Here is a 19310-nt window from a genome sequence, read left to right as displayed (position 1 = left end):
GCGTCCGGCGAACGGTTCTCAGGCCTTGGCAGGCGTCGGTTTAATTGGTGCGCGCGGAGCATTCGCGGCAACCGCTCGCTGGTAAGCCTCCCGGCTTCGCATGCGCTCGAGATAGGGCCGCGCATTGTCGCAGATGCCTACCCCGTAGGCGACCGCCCAGTCCAGGCACGTCGTCAGCAGGATGTCGGCGCTGCTGAATCGCTCGCCCATGATAAAATGTCGGCCGTCGGCCAGCGCGACCTCGACATGGCGCAGCTGCGCCCGAAAGTATTCTGCGGCTTGAGCTACGACCTCCGTCGCGACGCCGTAAATTGGGCCGAGCGCATCGGCGCTGTGACGGCGCATCACATACAGGCTAGTCGAGTCGAGCTCGGTGACGATAAAGAAGCACCATTCCAGCCACGCGGCATAGTCGCGGGTGGATTCAGGGATCAATGCACGCTCCGGCGTTGAGTACATCCGCGACAGATAAGCGACGATCGCGGCGCTCTCGCCGATGCGGAAATCACCGTCCTGCAGCAGCGGAATCTTCTGGCGCGGATTGAGCCTGGTATATTCGGCGGTCTTGGTCTCGCCGGTCCGTGGGCCGATCGGTTTGATCTCGTAGGCCAGCCCCAGCTCGTGCATCGCCCAGTGCGGCCGAACGGTGCGGCTTGTCCCGACGCCCCACAAAGTGAGGTCTGGATTGTCGCTCATGTCACCATTTCTCTACGGCGGGGCGAAGATCGAGTTCATGGGTCCAGCCGTCGCGGCTTTGCTGATGGGCAAACCAATACGCTTCGGCAATTGAGGAGGTCTTGGTCAGGCTGTCGGGCGGGATCTCACTGGCCTCGATCCCCCTGGCCGCTTTCATGCGCTGATGAATAGCCTCGCTATCGACGCCAGCGTCGATGATGAGATGGACGACGTGAATGTTCTTGGGCCCGAGCTCGCGCGCCATCGCCTGGGCCAGCGCGCGAAGGCCGAATTTTGCCGACGAGAACGCGACAAATCCCTTGCTGCCCCGGATGCTTGCGGTCGCACCGGTAAAAAGAATGGTGCCGCATCGGCGCGGCAGCATGACGCGCGCGGCTTCGCGTCCGACCAGGAAGCCGGCGTAACAGGCCAGCTCCCAGGCCTTGAAGAAGAGCTTTTCGGTAGTCTCCAGCAGGGGCTTGTTGACGTTCGAACCGGCATTGAACAGGCAGATCTCGATCGGACCGATGTCGCGCTCGACGCCCGCGAATAGCTTCTGGACTTCTGCTTCCTGACGGGCGTCGACGCTGAAGGCGTGGATGTTGTGGCCTTTCGCCCTGAGCTCGTCGACAAGCGCCTGAGATTTGGTCGGATCGCGTCTGCAGATGCAAATAGTGTAGCCGCCGCTGGCAAACCGCCGCGCAACGGCAGCGCCGATGGCATCACCCGCGCCGACCAGCATCGCGACCCCGCGACTTTCTCCCATGCTGCCTCTCCCATAAGTTCTTATTTGATACGCTATGGGTATCGGTTGGAAGTCCGGTTGTAAACGGTGTTCTCAAGAGCGCTGGAACAGGGCAGTAAGCTTGCCGTTTTCTGATCCGATCGTGACAACAAAATAGCGATTGACGAGTTCTAAAAAAGAACGCATGTTTCGCTTCGAGGCGCAATGCTGAAAAAGGCGCCGATGTTTTTCAGTCGGGAGGCGGTTAGTCGTGGCGAAGCTGTCGCAAGCACTCGGTCTCGATCAAACCGCTTTTCGGTTTGCTGGCCGCATCGACCAATCGACAGATCGCCATCTTGCCAAAGCGGTGGACCAGATCGGGCCGATCGAGGACTGCGCCACGACCATGGTAGCCTCGATCGGCGCGATGGCGAATCCCGATCGTTCTGGTCTCGCTCAAAAAATGTGGTCCACCAGGGCCGATAGAACTGCTTCGCACACAGCGCGCCTAACCTAACTGGGAGAAGTTCCTTGAAAAAGAGAAATGCAACCGTCGCCGTGATCGGCGCGGGCGATTTCATCGGCGGCGAGATCGCCAAGAAATTTGCCTCCGAGGGCTTTACTGTCTTCGCGGGTCGCCGCAACGGCGACAAGCTGGCGCCGCTGGTCAAGGAGATCGAGGCTGCCGGCGGCGAGATCCACGCACGTTCGCTCGACGCGCGCAAGGAGGAGGAGATCGTCTCCTTTCTGAGCGACGCCGACAAGCACGCACCATTGGATGTCTGCATCTTCAATATCGGTGCCAACGTCAACTTCCCGATCCTCGAGACGACCGAGCGCGTGTTCCGCAAGGTCTGGGAGATGGCCTGCTACTCCGGCTTCCTCGCCGGGCGCGAGGCGGCCCGGCTGATGCTGCCGCGCGGCCAGGGCAACATCTTCTTCACCGGTGCGACCGCTTCATTGCGCGGTGGCAGCGGCTATGCCGCCTTTGCCAGCGCCAAATTCGGACTGCGCGCTGTGGCGCAGGCAATGGCGCGCGAACTCGGCCCGAAGAATATCCACGTCGCGCACCTCGTTATCGATTCCGGCGTCGACACCGAATGGGTCCGCCAGCGGCGCCTGGAAGCGCTCGGGCCTAATGCGCTCGACGATCCGGATCTGCTGATGCCGCCGGCCTCGGTCGCGGCGTCCTATTGGCAGCTGTATCAGCAGCCGAAGAGCGCCTGGACCTTTGAGCTGGAAATCCGCCCCTTCGGTGAGAAGTGGTAGGAAGCGCAGATGGAACTCGCACTGCCTCCCGAAGATGCGGCCTTCCGTGATGAGGTGCGCGCTTTCATCGCCGAAAACTATCCGAAGGAAATGCGGGTCCCTAATCCGGAGACCGACCTGACCAAAGAGCAATCGTTGCTCTGGCACCAAATTCTCTACGAGAAGGGCTGGATCGCGCCGCTTTGGCCCAAGGAATTTGGCGGCCCCGGCTGGTCGATCACCCGGCGTTTCATCTTCGAGCAGGAGACCAGCCGGGCCGGGACGCTGCCGCCGTTGGCGTTCAGCGTCACCATGGTTGGTCCGGTCATTTACACCTTCGGCAATGATGCCCAGAAGCAGAAGTTCTTGCCGCGGATACTGTCGGGTGAAGACTGGTGGTGCCAAGGCTATTCCGAGCCGGGCTCAGGCTCAGACCTCGCCACCGTCCGGACCAAGGCTGTGCGCGACGGCGACCATTACATCGTCAACGGTCACAAGACCTGGACAACGTTGGCGCAGCACGCCGACTGGATCTTCTGCCTGGTGCGTACTGATTCGAGCGCCAAGCCTCAGGCGGGCATCTCGTTCCTCCTGATCGACATGAAGTCGCCAGGCGTGACCGTGCGTCCGATCATCACGATCGACGGTTCGCACGAGGTCAATGACGTCTTCCTCGAGGATGTCCGCGTTCCCGTCGAGAACCTGATCGGCGAGGAGAACAAGGGCTGGACCTACGCAAAATTCCTGCTGGGCAACGAGCGCACCAGCATGGCCGGGATCGGCCGGTCGACGCGCTACCTCGACCGGTTGAAGAAGATCGTGAAAGCGGAGATCGCAGCGGACGATCCGGCGCATCTCGAATTTCGCAAGGAGATCGGCCGGCTCGAGCTCGATGTGCTCGCGCTCGAGGCCACCGAGCTGCGGGTCGTTGCCCAGATGGCGCGCGGCATCGATCCGGGGCCCGCGGCCTCGCTGTTCAAGATCCGCGGCACCGAGATCTTCCAGGGCATTACCGAGCTCACACATCGTGCCATCGGCAACTATGGCCTGGCGCTTCGCGAGCAACCGTCGGGCGCAAACCAGTTCATGCCGGGTGCCGATTACGGCCACACAGCGTCGGAGAAATACCTGAACGCGCGCAAGCTCAGCATCTACGGTGGATCAAACGAGATCCAGCGCAACATCATCGCCAAAGCGGTGCTCGGTCTCTAGCAACAGCGCAACAAGAGGATCGGATGGATATCCAGTTCACGGAAGAGCAGGAACTGTTGCGCTCCAGCGTACAGCGTATGCTACGCGACCAATACAGCTTCGAGGCGCGCCGCAAGATCGTGGCCAGCGAAGAGGGCTGGAGCCGCAAGCAGTGGGGCGCTTTTGCGGAGCTCGGCCTGCTCGCCGCGCCATTCTCCGAGGAGAGCGGCGGACTTGGTGGCGGCCCGCTCTCTACTATGATCGTTGCCCAGGAGTTCGGCCGCCACCTTGTCGTGGAGCCGTACGTGGAGACGGTCGTGCTGGTCGGCGGCTTGATCGAGCAGGCAGGGACGAAAGAGCAGAAGCAGGCCTTCATTCCCGATATCATCGCCGGACACAAGATCTGGGCGCTGGCCTGGACCGAAAAAAACTCGCGCTTCGATCTCGCCAATGTCGCGGCCACGGCGCGGCGAGAGGGAAAGGACTACACGCTTAGTGGTGAGAAGACCGCCGTCATAGCGGCGCCTTGGGCCGATTATCTCATCGTCTCCGCCCGGACTGCCGGCAAGCGCGACGATTGTGGCGGCGTCAGCCTGTTCGTCGTCGACGCCCGGGCGGCGAATCTCGAATTGCGGAGCTTCAAGACCATCGACGGCCGCCGTGCCGCGGAGATCACTTTCCGCGATGTGCGCGGCGAGTTGCTCGGCAGCGAGGGCGAAGGCGTCGCCCTGCTGGAAGGCTGCCGCGACAGGGCCATCGGCGCGCTCTGCGCCGAGGCGGTCGGCGCGATGGCCGAACTGAACTCTGCGACGCTGGAATACGCCAAGGCCCGAAAGCAGTTCGGCGTCACCATCGGCAGCTTCCAGGTGTTGCAGCACCGGATGGTCGACATGTTCATCGCGCATCAGGAGGCGCTTTCCCTGATGCAGCATCTCAGTCTCAGCCTCGGTGCCGGCGAAAGTGGCATCTCGCGCCTCGCCTCCGGCGCCAAGTCGAGGGTCGGCTATGCCGGCAAGTTCATCGCCGACCAGGCGGTGCAGCTCCACGGCGGCATGGGCATGACCGACGAATTGAACGTCGGTCACTACTTTAAGCGAATCTCCTCGATCAATATCCAGTTCGGCGATCCCGCTCACCACTTGCTGCGTTATGTGCAGCTCGACGCGGCAGCGTAACCAAAGAGGCAGCCATGACGACAGAGGCAGTTATCGTTTCCACCGCCCGCACCGGCGTCGGCAAGGCCTATCGCGGTGCGCTGAACAACACCGAGGGGCCGACCATGGCTGGCCATGTGATGGCCGAAGCGGTGAGGCGCGCGGGCGTTGAGCCGGACGAGGTCGAAGACGTGGTGATGGGTTGCGCGATGCAGCAGGGCACCATGGTGATGAACGTCGCACGCAAGGGGGCGGTTCGTGCCGGCCTGCCGGTCACCGTCGCCGGCACCACGATCGATCGGCAGTGCGCCTCCGGCCTGCAGGCGATCGCGGTCGCGGCCCGCTCGATCATGCTGGATGGCGTCGAGATCGCGATCGGAGGCGGCATCGAATCGATCAGCCTGGTGCAGAACGACCACATGAACAGGTTCCACGCCGTCGACGACGAGCTGATGGCGATGAAGCCCGAGATGTACATGTCGATGCTCGACACTGCCGAGATTGTCGCCGAGCGCTACAAGATCGGTCGCGACCGGCAGGACGAATACAGCCTCGAATGTCAGCGCCGCATTGGTGCCGCGATGCAGGCCGGTCGCTTCAATGACGAGATCGTCCCGATCACAACGACGATGGCCGTCGTCAACAAGGACACCAGGGAGGTCTCCTATCAGCAGGTGACGCTGTCGAAGGACGAAGGGCCGCGCCCCGAGACCACGGCGGAAGGATTGGCGAAGATCAAGCCGGTATTCGAAGGCAAGACCATCACGGCCGGCAATGCCAGCCAGCTCTCCGACGGAGCATCGGCCTGCGTGCTCATGAGCGACAAGACCGCCACCAAGAAGGGCCTTAAGCCGCTCGGCATCTTCCGCGGCTTCGTCGCCGCCGGAGTCGAGCCGGACGAAATGGGCATCGGTCCGGTCGCGGCGATCCCGCGCCTTCTCAAGCGCCACGGCCTGAGGATCGATGACATCGATCTTTGGGAGCTGAACGAAGCCTATGCTGTCCAGGTGATCTACTGCCGCGACAAGCTCGGCATCGATCCGGACAAGCTGAACGTCAATGGCGGCTCGATCGCGATCGGCCATCCCTACGGCATGACGGGCAGCCGGCTTGCGGGCCATATCCTGATCGAGGGGCGGCGGCGCAAGGCGAAGTACGGCGTGGTGACCATGTGCATCGGCGGCGGCATGGGCGCGGCCGGCCTATTTGAACTCGTCAACTGATCGGAAAGCGGAGAAAGCGCACGTGAAGACAGCAATCACTGAACTGTTCGGCATCCAGCATCCGATCATCCAGGGCGGCATGCATTATGTCGGCTTTGCCGAGCTTGCCGCCGCGGTCTCGAATGCCGGCGGTCTCGGCATCATCACCGGCCTGACCCAGCGGACGCCGGAGCTGCTGGCGAAGGAAATCGCGCGCTGTCGCGACATGACCGACAAGCCGTTCGGTGTGAACCTGACCTTCCTGCCGAGCTTCACTGCACCGCCTTATCCGGAATATATCGCCGCCATCAAGGAAGGTGGCGTCAAGGCGGTGGAGACCGCCGGCCGCAGCCCGGAAGCGTACATGCCCGCGCTGAAGGCTGCCGGCATTAAGGTGATCCACAAATGCACTTCGGTGCGGCATTCGCTGAAAGCCGAGAAGATCGGATGCGACGCCGTCAGCGTCGACGGCTTCGAATGCGGCGGCCATCCCGGCGAGGACGATATCCCGAACATGATCCTGCTGCCGCGCGCGGCGGATGAACTGAAGATTCCGTTCGTGGCCTCGGGTGGCATGGCGGATGCGCGCAGCCTCGTTGCTGCGCTGTCGATGGGCGCCGCCGGCATGAACATGGGTACCCGCTTCGTCGCAACCAGGGAAGCTCCCGTCCACGCCAACGTCAAGCAGGCCCTCGTCAAAGCCACCGAACTCGATACCGTGCTGGTCATGCGCGCGCTGCGTAACACCGAGCGCGTGCTGAAGAACAAGGGTGTCGATCAATTGCTCGAGGTCGAGCGCGAGAAGGGGGCGAGCCTCAAGATCGAGGACATCCATGAGCAGGTCGCGGGTGTCTACCCCAGGGTGATGGTCGATGGTGACATGGATGCCGGTGCTTGGAGCTGCGGCATGGTGGTCGGACTGATCCACGATATCCCGACGGTGAAGGAGCTGATCGACCGCATCATGAGGGAAGCCGAGCAGATCATCCGGCAGCGGCTGACTGGATTTCTTGACGGTACTGTCGCCGATCTGGCCACGCGCGCCGTTGCTTGACAAAGGTTTGCATGCGAGCGCTTCAGTGCCGAGATCAATGCTCGCTGATCGCATTGAGCAGCGGATCGGCGTGACCGATTGATCTCTCAAGTTGGGGGGGCGGGCCAGGCCGACAAGCAAGCTGAAATGTCGTTTTCACCGAGGAGCGGCCAATGAAGTACTATCTCTGCAAGTACATTCCGCCCCGGGCGGATTTCCTGGCGACCATGAGCGCCGCTGAGAAACAATGGATGAAGCAGCACGGTGCGTTCCTGGATGATCTGCTCGCAAAGGGGCAGATCGTCGCGCACGGTCCCGTCACGGACCCGCGTGGCGGTTATGGCGTGTCGCTCTATCAGATCCCAAACGATCTCGACATCGAGGCGGTCACCTCGGAAGATCCTGTCGTGAAGAACGGCGCCGGCCACTATGAGCATTACCCGATGATGCATTTGAAGGCGCGCGGCTGAGATCCTCCCCTGGACCAATTTGGCAGCGTGGGTGGCATGACCTTTGATCTGTGCCAGCACGGGTAGGCCATCGCGATCGGCGAGACAGCGTTTTGCAAGGATGGGAGCCGCGGCGCCGTCGGCATTGGCGGGGGAGGCGGCCGGCGTAATAGTGCCGTTGGTGCGGAACGCTGCCTTCAATCCGGGAACTTGGCCGGACGGCGTGCTGCACGTCAAAAAAGTATCAGTTCACATCTGAAATGGTGGTGGCGTGCCTAGGTACTGGTCGCTACTCTGCCAACGAGAGGAAGCGCTGAACCAATCAGCCGATAAGGGAGCGGAGGCGGATCATTACAAGCCGCACCGGCCTGAAGGGAGGGGACATGGAACCGGACCTGGAAGTTGTCCAGATACGGCGCGGCGAGTCATTCAAGGCGTGGTCGCACGGCTACCCATTCCACACCGTCCGCTGGCATTTCCATCCCGAGTACGAGCTCCATCAGGTCGTGGCCACCAGCGGACGCTATTTCGTCGGTGACTTCATCGGCGACTTCGAACCAGGTAATCTCGTGCTCACCGGCCCCAATTTGCCGCACAATTGGGTGAGCGATCTGCCGGCAGAGTGCGCCATCCCGCTACGCGGACGCATCCTTCAATTCAGCGAAGAATTCATCGGCGACCTGATGAAGGTCATGCCTGAGCTTTCGGGCCTTGCCGCACTGCTGGATTTTTCCCGGCGTGGTGCGCTGTTCACCCGCAGCACGAGCGATGCGCTCGTCCCACTCATGGAGGAGATCGTCACGGCGAACGGCGTGCGCCGGATCGAGCTGTTCTTGATGATCTTGGGGATACTCTGTCGCGCCGCGCGACAGGCGCGTCCGCTGTCCAGCCCAAACTATCTGCCCGATCCGTCTGGCTACATGTCCGTGGGAATGAACAAGGCACTCGCATTCATCCGGAAGAATCTGACGCAACCTTTCGGCGAAGCGGAGCTTGCTGCGATCGCCGGTCAATCGCAAAGCGCATTTTCGCGCTCGTTCCGCCGGCACACGGGCATGTCATTGGTGCAATACGTTAAGCGGCTGCGTATCAATCTCGCTTGTCAGATATTGATGAGCGACGAGCAGGCTTCCATCACCGACATCTGCTTCGAGGTCGGCTTCAACAATCTCTCCAATTTTAACCGGCAGTTCCTGGCCGAGAAAGGCATGCCCCCTTCGCGCTTCAGACGATTGTTGGCGCACAACATCGATGAGGCGCACGCGGCCTAGCCGCATAGGAGCAAAGAAGGAGGATCGTTACGGAAGAATGACGCGGACACGCCGACGGCGGTCCGCGACAGCAATCGTTCGACCAGAATTCTGCGCGGCTCCGAGCACCGGCGCTCATCGTGCCGTCGGAAACGGAAGCAGCGAGGGCCTGACTTCGAAGGATCAACGACGACACCCTGACACCCAGTCTGGAAAGGAAATCTGAAATGAGAAAGTTCTCTGCTAAATATGCGGGCACAATTGGCATAGCCCTCTCGCTGCTCGGCACAACAGCCATTTCTTCGCGGGCCGCAGAGGTGAAGAACGCGACCGTCGCCTTCCTGATGCCGGACCAGGCCTCCACCCGCTATGAACAACATGATTATCCGGGCTTCGTCGCAGAGATGAAGAAGCTGTGCGACAGTTGCAAGGTGATCTACCAGAACGCCAGCGCGGATGCCGCGCGGCAGCAACAGCAATTCAACTCGGTGATTTCGCAGGGCGCCAAGGTAATCGTGCTCGACCCCGTCGACTCCACTGCCGCGGCATCCCTGGTCAAGATGGCACAATCGCAAGGCATCAAGGTCATTGCCTATGACCGGCCGGTCCCCGACGCCAAGGTCGATTTTTACGTGTCCTTCGACAATCAAGCCATCGGCAAGGCTATCTCCGAATCGCTCGTCAAGCATCTTAAGGCCGCCAACGCGACGGCGAAGGAGGGCGAAGGCGTACTCGAAATCAATGGATCGCCGACCGATGCCGCTGCGGGACTCATCAAGAAGGGGATCCACGAGGGGCTTGATAAGAGCGGCTATCCAATTCTGGCCGAATACGACACGCCGGACTGGGCGCCGCCGAAGGCGCAGCAATGGGCGAGTGGCCAGATCACCCGCTTCGGCAAGAAGATCCTCGGCGTCGTAGCTGCCAATGACGGCACGGGCGGTGGCGCAATTGCCGCCTTCAAGGCCGCAGGTATCGAGCCGGTGCCGCCGGTGACGGGCAACGATGCGACGATTGCCGCGCTTCAGCTCGTCATCGCAGGCGATCAGTACAACACGATCTCCAAACCCAGTGAGATCGTGGCAGCTGCTGCGGCGCAAGCGGCGGTGAAATTCCTCTCCGGAGAGATGCCCAAGGCGGAAGCTACGCTATTCAATGCGCCATCGAAGTTGTTCGTGCCGGCCGTCGTCACTCAGGAGAACCTGAAGGCGGAGATTATCGATAAGAAGATCCAGACGGCCGATCAGCTCTGCACGGGCCGATATGCCGCGGGTTGCAAGAAGCTTGGCATCACGCAGTGACGACGTCGGTCCCGGCCGCTTCCGGCGGCCGGGACGAAGGATGAGAGGGCGAATTGGGACATGACCACGATCTCGGATGCCGATGACGCGCAGGGCGGACCGCGCAAGCCGGTCTTGAGTCTTCGCGGAATTTCCAAGCATTTCGGCGCCGTGTCCGCCCTGACCGATGTTGATCTCGATGTGCATGCCGGCGAAGTCGTGGCACTTGTGGGTGATAACGGTGCAGGAAAATCCACGCTGGTGAAGATCCTTGCCGGCGTGCACCAACCCACCTCCGGAACGATCACGTTCGGCGGTGAACATGTTGTCCTGTCCGACCCATCCATGGCACTCGGCCTCGGCATCGCCACCGTTTTCCAGGATTTGGCCCTCTGCGAGAATCTCGACGTGGTCGCAAACATCTTCCTCGGCCGCGAGCTCAACCCGCTGCGGCTCGACGAGGTCTCCATGGAGCTTCGCGCCTGTACCTTGCTCAACGAGCTGTCAGCGCGGATCCCGAGCGTGCGAGAGCCCGTGGCGTCGCTCTCCGGCGGACAGCGCCAGACCGTGGCGATCGCGCGCTCGCTGCTGACTGAGCCGAAACTCATTCTGCTCGACGAGCCGACTGCGGCGCTCGGCGTTGCCCAAACCGCTGAGGTGCTAGACCTCGTCGAACGCGTTCGCGCACGCGGTCTCGGCGTCATCATGATCAGTCACAACATGGAGGACGTCCGCGCGGTTGCCGATCGGATCGTGGTGCTGCGCCTCGGTCGCAACAACGGCGAGTTCGATCCCGACGTGTCCAATCAGGATCTCGTTACGGCGATTACCGGAGCGGACGAAAATTCTGTCTCGCGCCGCGCCAGGCGGCGCCGCGCCCATCAGTCGCCGGAGCTTGGGCGATGACCGACGACACGCAACAGGTTTCGACGGCGCGGTTGCTCGACCGCAGTGACGAACGAGTCAAGCACGCGGACACGCTTGGAAACACGATCGGCGCCTTTGTGGACCGTGTGCGGTCGGGCGATCTCGGATCGCTGCCGGTGGTCGTCGGGCTCATCGTCATCTGCGCGGCGTTCGAGACCCTCAACCCTGTTTTTCTCGCGCCGAACAATCTGGTCAATTTGCTTTTCGATTGCGCGACAGTGGGTGTGATCTCGCTGGGCATCGTCTGTATCCTGATGGTCGGCGAGATCGATCTGTCGGTCGGATCGGTGAGCGGGTTCTCTTCGGCGCTCGTCGGCGTGCTTTGGGTCGCTCAGGATTGGCCGGTCGCCGTGGCGATCGTCACGGCGTTGGTGCTGGGCGCTGCCATCGGCGCGCTCTATGCATTTTTGTTCAATCGTCTGGGTATGCCGAGCTTCGTCTCGACGCTGGCCGGCCTGCTGACGTGGCTCGGCCTGCAGCTGTATCTGCTCGGCTCCTCCGGCTCGATCAACCTTCCGTATGGATCGGCGCTGGTCAATTTCGGACAGATGCTCGTCATGCCGTCGATCGTATCCTACGTGCTGGCGGCGGTCGCGAGCGTGGTTATGTTCGTGACCGGCTACCGAACGGCCGCGCGCCGGCGGGCGGCGGGGCTATCGGCCAGTTCGCTTGGTCGCATGGTGCTGAAGGCGCTGCTGGTCACCATCGTGCTCGAATTCGTTGTCTATTATCTCAATCTCGGGCGCGGCATTCCCTGGATGTTTGGTCTGTTCGTCGGCTTGTGCGTGATCATGAATTACGCATTGACGAGAACCAAATGGGGCCGCTCGATGTCTGCCGTCGGCGGCAATCGCGAGGCGGCCCGTCGGGCTGGCATCAACGTTCGCCGGGTCTATTCGACCGCATTCATGCTGTGCTCCACGCTGGCCGCGGCCGGCGGCATTCTGGCCGCAGCGCGGCTGGCATCTTCCAGCCAGCAGGCCGGGACCGGGGATGTGAACCTCAACGCGATCGCCGCCGCGGTCATCGGTGGCACAAGCCTGTTTGGCGGCCGCGGGAGCGCCTATTCCGCGCTCCTCGGCGTCATCGTCATCCAGTCCATCGCGAGCGGCCTCACGCTGCTCGATCTCTCCTCGTCGCTGCGGTACATGATTACGGGCGCGGTCCTTGCCATTGCAGTCATCGTCGATTCGCTGGCACGGCGCTCGCGCCTTTCCCACGGCCGAGCTTGAACAACTCTCATAGGAAAAGGACAAGCCTTGGCCCAGGAACTTGCAGAAAAAGTCGCGGCGATCACCGGCGCCGCATCGGGCATCGGTCTCGAATGCGCCAGAACATTGATCGGGGCCGGCGCGCGGGTGGTGCTGATCGATCGGGCGGAAGAGGCGCTGAGCAGCGCCTGCGTTGCGCTGGGCGATCAGGCGATTCCGTTACGTATCGACCTCACCGATCCCCTGAGCATGGAAGCGATGATGCCGCAGGTGCTGGAGAAAGCGGGTCAACTGGACATCTTCCATGCGAATGCTGGTGCCTATGTCGGCGGCGAGGTGCTTGGCGGCGATCCCGACGCGTGGGACCGCATGCTCAATTTGAACGTCAATGCGCTGTTCCGGTCGATCCATGCGGTGCTGCCGCACATGGTTGAGCGCAAGAGCGGCGACATCATCGTCACCAGTTCGATCGCAGGTCTCGTGCCTGTCGTCTGGGAACCGATCTATACCGCGTCCAAGCACGCCGTGCAGGCTTTTGTGCATACTCTGCGCCGGCAGGTCGCGAAACACGGTTTGCGCGTCGGCGCCGTTGCGCCCGGTCCAGTCGTGACCGCGCTCATCAAGGATTGGCCCAAAGAGAAGATCGAGGAGGAAATGGCGGCCGGTGGCTTGATGCAGCCGGTGGAAGTCGCGCAGGCAGTGCTCTTCATGTTGACGCGCCCGAGAAACGTCACCATCCGCGACCTCGTCATTCTGCCGCAGAGCAACGATCTGTAACATCTTCCGATCGGCGATCCTGAGATGAACAAGCAACCCGATAACCGCCATTTCCTTGGCATCGATGTCGGCACCGGCAGCGCACGGGCCGGACTCTTCGACCGCTCTGGCAGGCTCCTGGCGAGTGACAGCGCCCCTGTTGCACTTTGGCGGGAGGCTGGCGACGTCGTCGAGCAGTCGAGCGAGGATATCTGGCGTGCCGTATGCCGCAGCGTGCGTAGCGCGGTGGTGCAGGCGGGTATCGCGGCGGACAGTATCGCCGGCATAGGCTTTGACGCGACCTGCTCGCTGGTGGTGCTTGGCGAGGCGGGTGTGCCGCTGCCCGTCGGGCCGTCCGGCGATCCTGCTCGCAACGTCGTTGTATGGATGGATCACCGCGCTGCGGATCAGGCGCGCCGTATCAACCAGACGGGCGAGAAAGTTCTCGACTATGTCGGCGGAACGATCTCTCCCGAGATGGAGACGCCGAAACTGTTGTGGCTCGCCGAAAACATGCCCGAGACGTTCTCCCATGCGTGGCAGTTTATGGACTTGACTGATTTTCTCACTTGGCGTGCAACAGGGAGTTTGTCCCGCTCCATTTGTACCGTGACGTGCAAGTGGACCTATCTGGGCCACGAAGACCGCTGGGACGATCAATTCTTCCGCAGGATTGGCCTCGGCGTGCTGCCGGATGAGCAGTTCCGCAGGATCGGCACCGAGATCGTGCCCGGCGGGACCAGGCTGGCAGCGGGCCTGACGGCGAAGGCCGCGGCCGATCTCGGACTCGCGATGGGTACGCCGGTCGCCGCCGGCCTCATCGATGCACATGCCGGCGGTGTTGGTACGGTGGGGGCGCGCGGAGCGGCGGGCACGGTGCTCACGCGCATGGCCTATGTATTCGGAACGTCCGCCTGCACCATGTCGACCACACCGGACCCCTTCTTCGTCCCTGGCGTTTGGGGACCCTATTTCTCGGCCATGGTGCCTGGGCTTTGGCTCAATGAAGGCGGACAGTCGGCCGCCGGCGCTGCGATCGAGCATCTGTTGCAGATGCATCCGAATTCCGCGCAAGCGACACAGGCTGCGGGCCAGAAGCAGCAGACGCTTGCCGATTGGCTTGCCTCGGAAATCGAATCACGCGGCGGTGCCGAAATGCTCCCGGATTTGGTCGGCCAGCTTCATGTCGTCCACGAATTCCTCGGCAATCGAGCGCCGTTCGCCGATCCCGGCGCGCGCGCACTGATTGCGGGCCTTGATATGCGCTCGGATCTGGAGAGTCTGCTCGCGCTTTATCTTGCAGGGCTTTGCGGCCTCGGCTGCGGGGCCCGGCAGATCGTTCGCGCTCAGCAAGACAAGGGCATTGCGGTCGATACGATCGTGGTCAGCGGCGGTGCCGCAAAGAGCCGCCTCGTGCGGCAGGTCCTCGCCGATATGACGGGTTTGACGGTCGCTGCGCCAGCCTCTCCGGAGGCCGTCCTGCTCGGCTCCGCGATGCTTGGATCAGTTGCCTCGGGCGACCATTCCGACCTCAGTGAGGCGATGCAGGCGATGTCGGTCTTGGGAGACATCCATCAACCCCAGGCCGCTTTGGCAGGCTGGGTTGATCAGCGCATGGGAGCCTTCGAGGCTCTGCAGAAGGTCGGCCGGGCAATTAGAAGAGCTTCTTAGCTCTTGCCAACTGGACCCGGCACCAAGCACGGCATCTGACCCGGGCCGAGCCGCGATCCTAGACTATCCGCGGTTCGGAGAGCCCATGGGGCAAGTTCGTGAACGGTGACCGCCAATGAGGCAGGACCGCTACATCCCGGCACGACGCATCTGGTCGCGGACCTGACGGAGAAGTTCGACGACATCAACTCGCTCGTCGCGGCCAAAGGCGGGTGGCCAGCGTCAGGGGGCGGCTGAAGGGATCCTGTGGGCGGGGAGGAACCCGGGTCTCGCCCCGCTGTAGGCGGGGCGAGATGCCTGCTTTTCTCAGATGAGGAAGTCGGTCGGGTGCAGGCTCGCGGCGTGGACACCGTCGAGTGTAATGGTGTCGCTCGCCGATACATGAATCACGGCATCGCCGTCGGCATTGTCGCTGATCAGCTTCGACAGCGCCGTCCAGTCCGTAAAGCCGTAATCGTGCAGGTTGATCAGATCGTGCTCGGTCACGGTGCTGCCGGCCGCCTTGTTTCCTTGATCGAAGTCGGTGATGAGGTCGTTGCCGGACCCGGTGTTGAAGACGAAGGTGTCGCTGTTTCCGCCGCCCGAAAGCTGGTCATTTCCGGCGCCCCCGTTGAGCATATCCTTGCCGCCGGTGATCGAGCCCGGTGTTGCGGGATCATAGACCTTCGCATCGCCATACAGAAAGTCGGTGGCCGCTCCGCCGGTGAGGATATCGTTGCCGCCATGGGCATTGCCGGACATGGTCGGAGCGTCGCCGAACAGCAGATCGCGCGCATCGTCGGTGTACTCGGTGCTGATCTTGACCGTGAGGATGTCATCGCCACCCTGTGCGTTGTCGGTCAGGGACGTGGAGGAATCTCCCGACAGCGACGCACCGGCCCAGACGTTTTCGCCGCTCATGGTCAAGATGATGTTGTCGTTGCCGCCATGCGCATCGCCGCTGATGGAGCCGATGGCATCGCCGCTGGCTCTCGCTGAACCCTCCCGGGTGTTCAAGCTGATGTCGAGCGTGTCGTTGCCGCCCTGCGCCGGGCCGCTCATGGAGCCACCGGCATCGCCGGCGTACACATTGTCGAAGCCTCGCCAGCCCACAGCGCCCGTGATGGTGTCACTGCCGCCGTGCGAATTGCCGGACATGTCGCCGGCGACATCGCCGAAAGCATGCACGTTGGTGTACATCGAGTGGTCTTGGGTATCGATCGTGTCGTTGCCGCCCCTGGCGTCGTCGGTCATCGCCTGGGCATCGCCGACCACGAGGGCGGCGTTCCAGCCGTAGTTGACGTTGACCGTGAGCGTGTCGTTGCCGCCGTGGGACTGGCCATGCAGCGTCGTGTTGTCGTCGCCAAAGATCGTGACCTCTGCTTCGGGCTGAGTGATGGTTGCGGTCACGGTGTCGTTGCCGCCCCGGGCGTCCGTGGTGGTCGGAAAGTTCGGATCTCCGATGACGGTTTCGATTTGGCCAAATTGGTCGAGCAGGATGTCGATGGTGTCGTTCGGCAGATGCTGCATGGCGTAACTCCCATTTCATTGTCGGAGGCGGGCCTGACATCGGCAAAACTCTTGCGCGAAGTGCTGTGACCACGCTTCACGGAGACGAATCTAGTTTTGGTCGATGGCGGAGATTTGCTGGAATTCGGGACAGAGTTTGTTCGCGACAGGTTTCGCTGCGCCGTGCGGCGAAACTGGTCGTTGCGCACTCGCGATTGCGATGTCGCCCCGCGCGTCGGGGTACGACATCGCCGCTTTGATTTATTCCCTCAGATGATGAAGTCGGTCGGATGCAGGTTCGCCGCGTGAATCCCGTCCAGCGTGATCGAGTCGTTGCCGGAGAGATGAATCACGGCATCGCCGGAAGCATTGTCGCTGATCAGACTCGACAGCGCCGCCCAGTCCGCGAAGCCGTAATCCTGCACATCGATCAGATCGTGTTCCGCTGCGGTGCTGCCGACGGCCTTGTGCCCTGATCGAAGTCGGCGATCGTGTCGTTGCCGGAGCCGGTGCTGAAGGCGAAGAAGTCGCTGTTTCCTCCGCCCCACATCCAGTCGTCGCCCGCTCCGCCGTTCAGCGTGTCGCTGCCGCCGGTGATCGAGCCTGGCGCCGCCGGTTCATAGATTCCTGCATCGCCATACATGAAATCCCGGCCGACGCCGCCATTGATATCGTTGCCACCATGAGAATGACCGGCCATGATCGGCGCGTCGCCGTACACTGACGAGACCGCATCCGCGTACTGGCCTTCGATCTTGACGGTCAGGACATCGTCGCCGCCCTCGGTAAGATCCATCAGGGACGTCGACGAGTCCCCCGACAAGGTCGCGCCGGCTATGGCGCTGTCGCCGTTCAAGGTGACCGTCATATTGTCATTGCCGCCTTGCGCGAGGCCGCGCAAGGCGCCGATGGCGTCGCCACTGACGGTCGCCACGCCGTCCGTGGTGAGCACGCTGACATCGAGCGTGTCGTTGCCGCCGTGCGAGGTGTCATCATGGAACCGCCGGCATCGCCGGCGAACAGGTTGGCGCCACCGCGCCACGCGATCGAGCCGGTTATCTCGTCATGGCCGCCCTGCGCGTTGCCCGACATGTCCCCCGCGACGTCGCCGAAGGCCGAGACAGTGGTATAGGCCGTGCCATGGGCATCCGCGACGATGGTGTCATTGCCGCCCTTGGCGTCGTCGATCATCGATTTGGCATCGCCCACCACGAGAGCGGTGTTCCAGCCGCCGCCGATATCGGCGAACAATGTGTCGTTTCCGCCTTGCGAGTGACCAAGCAGCATCGACTGGTCATCGCCGAAGATCGTGAGCCTCGTATTGAGCTCGGTGACGTTGCCGTCACGGTGTCGTTGCCGCCCGAGACGTCCTTGGCTGCGGGAAATCCGAGATCTCCGTACACGGTCTCGATTTGACCAAACTGGTCAAGGATGACGTCGAAGGTATCGTTCGGCAGATGCTGCATGGCGTAACTCCCATTTCATGTCGGTAGCGGGCCGGACGTGTGCACCAGTCTTGCGACACGCTTGATCGACACGGTTCACCGGAAGCAAATCTGCCCTTGGTAAATGGCAGAGATTTGCAAGAATTCAGGAGAGAGTTTGATTGCTCGCATCGATCTGCGGTCGCGGCCGCGAGAAAGAGAATGTTGATGGAACTGTCGGCGAGGATCTACCGCCGATTGGCGCGTTCGAGTGCGAGCTTACTTCTCCTCTGGTTGGGATGAAGTGCCGCTTTCGCCGTCGTCATTTCCTGGATCAAGTCGGCGATACCGTCTCTCGCGATCTTGTCAGTGACAAGAGACAACAACCGACTATGGCGCGCGATCTTGTTGTCGATCTCATCGCATTTGCCGCACGTGAGCATACCCTGCGCTATTGCAGGCGGAGCGAACGAGGCAACTGAGACTAAAAAATGTTCATTGCCGAGCTTCGTTCCTGCCGCCATGGACGGTTGGGACGCTGGCTTGCTGTGCGAGCCAGTGACGGCGGCGGTTTTTACTTGTGCGTCGGTGGGACCTCATTGAGGAGCTTCGAGACCGCAGTGACAAGCTGGGCCGGTGCAAACGGCTTCTGCAACAGGATGCTATTTGAGACGCCCTGCGAACCCCAATCGTTCGCTGCAGCGCCCGTCATGTAGACCACGGGAAACGTCGGCTCTCGTTGTCTGAGCTGTCTGGCCAATTCCCAGCCGCTGAGCGTGCCCTTGAGGTTCACATCCGCGACGACCGCCCGGTACTCCTTCATGCCGCTTCTGAAGAGAGTCAGGGCTTCCTCGGCAGACGAGAGGATGTCAGTCGCGAAGCCTGCCTCCAGCAGGGCTTCCTCGACACCGCCTGCAATGGGTATTCATCCTCCACCACCAAGATGAGAGGCGACGGCGCTGTCATGTTCACTCCGTCTCGGAACGCTGAACCTACTATGTTGCGGCGCTTTGTTCCCTGAAAATGTGTCCAAAAGTGAACATAGGCCGATCCGAGGGCCCCAGGGAGCTGGCCGGCTGCATGGCGGATATCAAGGCCGACGAGACGGAGCATGGGCGCACTCTCAATCTTCCGTGGTGGAGGACGTAGCGCCGATCCGCATGATGGTCTGCGACATGCTGGAGGAGTTGGGCGACAAGGTCATCGCCGAAGCAGGCACCCTGAAGGAAGCGATCGAAGTCGCGCGGGTGGCTGACTTCGATCTGGCCATTCTCGACCTGAGGCTTGCCGATGAAACAACTGAACTGGTGGCGGAGATCACTCGTGGTCGCGGGTTGCAATTTTTCTCCTGACCGGCCACGCATCCGATGGATTGCCGGGCGGCTTCCGCAATGCTCCCCGATTGGAGAAGCCCGTCCTCTGCTCCGCGCTCGCGGAGATGATCGAAAACTGCGCCAGGTCTTGACCAGCGAACAGGCCGCTCGCGGGGAGTTTCACGCTGCCAACTTGCCCTTCGCCAAGCTTTCAAGATGTTTCCACGCCAAAGCGGCCCTCAACCACTTCAAACGCTCGGCAGCACAGGTCGCGGCGACCGCTTTGCGCATTGCGGCGATGGCCTCTGCTTGAT

Annotated in this window: 22 protein-coding genes and 1 pseudogene; 15 read left to right on the top strand and 8 right to left on the bottom strand. The window is 62.0% G+C overall.

Annotated elements, in window-relative coordinates:
* Positions 1 to 18 precede the first annotated feature (18 nt).
* Together IVB07_RS24420 and IVB07_RS24415 are read right to left on the bottom strand one after the other, a co-directional pair.
* Positions 19 to 696: a glutathione S-transferase family protein gene (locus IVB07_RS24420; protein ID WP_026233657.1), complete on the bottom strand. Its 678-nt coding sequence runs from the start codon at positions 694 to 696 to the stop codon at positions 19 to 21.
* 1 nt (position 697) lies between these two features.
* The gene (locus IVB07_RS24415; RefSeq protein WP_026233658.1) at positions 698 to 1441 is read right to left on the bottom strand and encodes an SDR family NAD(P)-dependent oxidoreductase; all 744 of its coding nucleotides are present in this window, start codon (positions 1439 to 1441) and stop codon (positions 698 to 700) included.
* A gap of 229 nt (positions 1442 to 1670) precedes the next feature.
* Between IVB07_RS24415 and IVB07_RS24410 the strand changes: the two genes are divergently transcribed.
* The 7 genes from IVB07_RS24410 (at position 1671) to IVB07_RS24380 (ending at position 7697) form a co-directional block, all read left to right on the top strand.
* A complete protein-coding gene (locus tag IVB07_RS24410) occupies positions 1671 to 1916 on the top strand; it encodes a hypothetical protein (RefSeq protein ID WP_157643067.1) in 246 nt (81 codons plus the stop codon).
* A gap of 14 nt (positions 1917 to 1930) precedes the next feature.
* A complete protein-coding gene (locus tag IVB07_RS24405) occupies positions 1931 to 2668 on the top strand; it encodes an SDR family oxidoreductase (RefSeq protein WP_018458774.1) in 738 nt (245 codons plus the stop codon).
* A 9-nt stretch (positions 2669 to 2677) separates the two neighbouring features.
* Positions 2678 to 3859: an acyl-CoA dehydrogenase family protein gene (locus tag IVB07_RS24400; protein WP_247393679.1), complete on the top strand. Its 1182-nt coding sequence runs from the start codon at positions 2678 to 2680 to the stop codon at positions 3857 to 3859.
* Positions 3860 to 3882: 23 nt separating this feature from the next.
* Positions 3883 to 5013, top strand: coding sequence for an acyl-CoA dehydrogenase family protein (locus tag IVB07_RS24395; RefSeq protein ID WP_018458776.1), 1131 nt, complete (start codon positions 3883 to 3885; stop codon positions 5011 to 5013).
* A 14-nt stretch (positions 5014 to 5027) separates the two neighbouring features.
* Positions 5028 to 6215, top strand: a complete 1188-nt coding sequence (locus IVB07_RS24390; protein WP_018458777.1) for an acetyl-CoA C-acyltransferase — start codon at positions 5028 to 5030, stop codon at positions 6213 to 6215.
* 22 nt (positions 6216 to 6237) lie between these two features.
* Positions 6238 to 7248, top strand: a complete 1011-nt coding sequence (locus tag IVB07_RS24385) for a nitronate monooxygenase family protein (RefSeq protein WP_018458778.1) — start codon at positions 6238 to 6240, stop codon at positions 7246 to 7248.
* Positions 7249 to 7400: 152 nt separating this feature from the next.
* Positions 7401 to 7697, top strand: coding sequence for a YciI family protein (locus IVB07_RS24380; RefSeq protein ID WP_018458779.1), 297 nt, complete (start codon positions 7401 to 7403; stop codon positions 7695 to 7697).
* A gap of 18 nt (positions 7698 to 7715) precedes the next feature.
* Here the strand turns inward: IVB07_RS24380 and IVB07_RS24375 are convergent.
* Positions 7716 to 7889: pseudogene (locus IVB07_RS24375) on the bottom strand (acetyl-CoA C-acetyltransferase); the annotation flags it as partial.
* A gap of 170 nt (positions 7890 to 8059) precedes the next feature.
* Between IVB07_RS24375 and IVB07_RS24370 the strand changes: the two are divergent.
* From IVB07_RS24370 to IVB07_RS24345, 6 genes are all read left to right on the top strand, one after another.
* Positions 8060 to 8947 (top strand): AraC family transcriptional regulator, encoded by an 888-nt coding sequence (locus IVB07_RS24370; protein WP_018458780.1) that lies wholly within the window; start codon positions 8060 to 8062, stop codon positions 8945 to 8947.
* A 206-nt stretch (positions 8948 to 9153) separates the two neighbouring features.
* Positions 9154 to 10227: a sugar ABC transporter substrate-binding protein gene (locus tag IVB07_RS24365; protein WP_026233659.1), complete on the top strand. Its 1074-nt coding sequence runs from the start codon at positions 9154 to 9156 to the stop codon at positions 10225 to 10227.
* Positions 10228 to 10287: 60 nt separating this feature from the next.
* Positions 10288 to 11112 carry an ATP-binding cassette domain-containing protein gene (locus tag IVB07_RS24360; RefSeq protein ID WP_018458782.1) on the top strand — a complete coding sequence of 275 codons (825 nt, stop codon included), beginning with the start codon at positions 10288 to 10290 and terminating at the stop codon, positions 11110 to 11112.
* Positions 11109 to 12365, top strand: coding sequence for an ABC transporter permease (locus IVB07_RS24355; protein ID WP_018458783.1), 1257 nt, complete (start codon positions 11109 to 11111; stop codon positions 12363 to 12365). The genes IVB07_RS24360 and IVB07_RS24355 overlap by 4 nt, the downstream gene beginning before the upstream one ends.
* A gap of 27 nt (positions 12366 to 12392) precedes the next feature.
* The gene (locus IVB07_RS24350; RefSeq protein ID WP_018458784.1) at positions 12393 to 13121 is read left to right on the top strand and encodes an SDR family oxidoreductase; all 729 of its coding nucleotides are present in this window, start codon (positions 12393 to 12395) and stop codon (positions 13119 to 13121) included.
* A 24-nt stretch (positions 13122 to 13145) separates the two neighbouring features.
* A complete protein-coding gene (locus tag IVB07_RS24345) occupies positions 13146 to 14771 on the top strand; it encodes an FGGY-family carbohydrate kinase (RefSeq protein ID WP_018458785.1) in 1626 nt (541 codons plus the stop codon).
* Between the two features lie 306 nt (positions 14772 to 15077).
* Here the strand turns inward: IVB07_RS24345 and IVB07_RS24340 are convergent, their stop codons facing one another.
* The 4 genes from IVB07_RS24340 to IVB07_RS24325 all read right to left on the bottom strand — a co-directional run bounded on the left by IVB07_RS24340 (position 15078) and on the right by IVB07_RS24325 (position 17546).
* Positions 15078 to 16280 carry a hypothetical protein gene (locus tag IVB07_RS24340; protein ID WP_018458787.1) on the bottom strand — a complete coding sequence of 401 codons (1203 nt, stop codon included), beginning with the start codon at positions 16278 to 16280 and terminating at the stop codon, positions 15078 to 15080.
* Between the two features lie 248 nt (positions 16281 to 16528).
* The gene (locus tag IVB07_RS24335) at positions 16529 to 16684 is read right to left on the bottom strand and encodes a hypothetical protein (RefSeq protein ID WP_018458788.1); all 156 of its coding nucleotides are present in this window, start codon (positions 16682 to 16684) and stop codon (positions 16529 to 16531) included.
* Positions 16685 to 16689: 5 nt separating this feature from the next.
* The gene (locus IVB07_RS24330) at positions 16690 to 17160 is read right to left on the bottom strand and encodes a hypothetical protein (RefSeq protein ID WP_018458789.1); all 471 of its coding nucleotides are present in this window, start codon (positions 17158 to 17160) and stop codon (positions 16690 to 16692) included.
* Positions 17124 to 17546, bottom strand: a complete 423-nt coding sequence (locus IVB07_RS24325; protein WP_018458790.1) for a hypothetical protein — start codon at positions 17544 to 17546, stop codon at positions 17124 to 17126. Before IVB07_RS24325 ends, IVB07_RS24330 begins: the two co-directional genes overlap by 37 nt.
* 319 nt (positions 17547 to 17865) lie before the next feature.
* Between IVB07_RS24325 and IVB07_RS24320 the strand changes: the two genes are divergently transcribed.
* Positions 17866 to 18165 (top strand): hypothetical protein, encoded by a 300-nt coding sequence (locus tag IVB07_RS24320; protein WP_143273925.1) that lies wholly within the window; start codon positions 17866 to 17868, stop codon positions 18163 to 18165.
* Between the two features lie 92 nt (positions 18166 to 18257).
* Here the strand turns inward: IVB07_RS24320 and IVB07_RS24315 are convergent, their stop codons facing one another.
* Positions 18258 to 18551 carry a response regulator gene (locus IVB07_RS24315; protein WP_345946553.1) on the bottom strand — a complete coding sequence of 98 codons (294 nt, stop codon included), beginning with the start codon at positions 18549 to 18551 and terminating at the stop codon, positions 18258 to 18260.
* Positions 18552 to 18816: 265 nt separating this feature from the next.
* Here IVB07_RS24315 and IVB07_RS24310 point away from each other — a divergent pair, with 265 nt between their 5' ends.
* Complete coding sequence (locus IVB07_RS24310; RefSeq protein WP_018458793.1) at positions 18817 to 19035, top strand: response regulator; 219 nt, start codon at positions 18817 to 18819, stop codon at positions 19033 to 19035.
* The last annotated feature ends 275 nt before the right edge of the window (positions 19036 to 19310 follow it).

Origin of the sequence: Bradyrhizobium sp. 172 (genome assembly GCF_023101065.1) — a bacterium.
Lineage (GTDB): Bacteria > Pseudomonadota > Alphaproteobacteria > Rhizobiales > Xanthobacteraceae > Bradyrhizobium > Bradyrhizobium canariense_D.
This window is presented reverse-complemented; position numbering and strand designations above follow the sequence as displayed.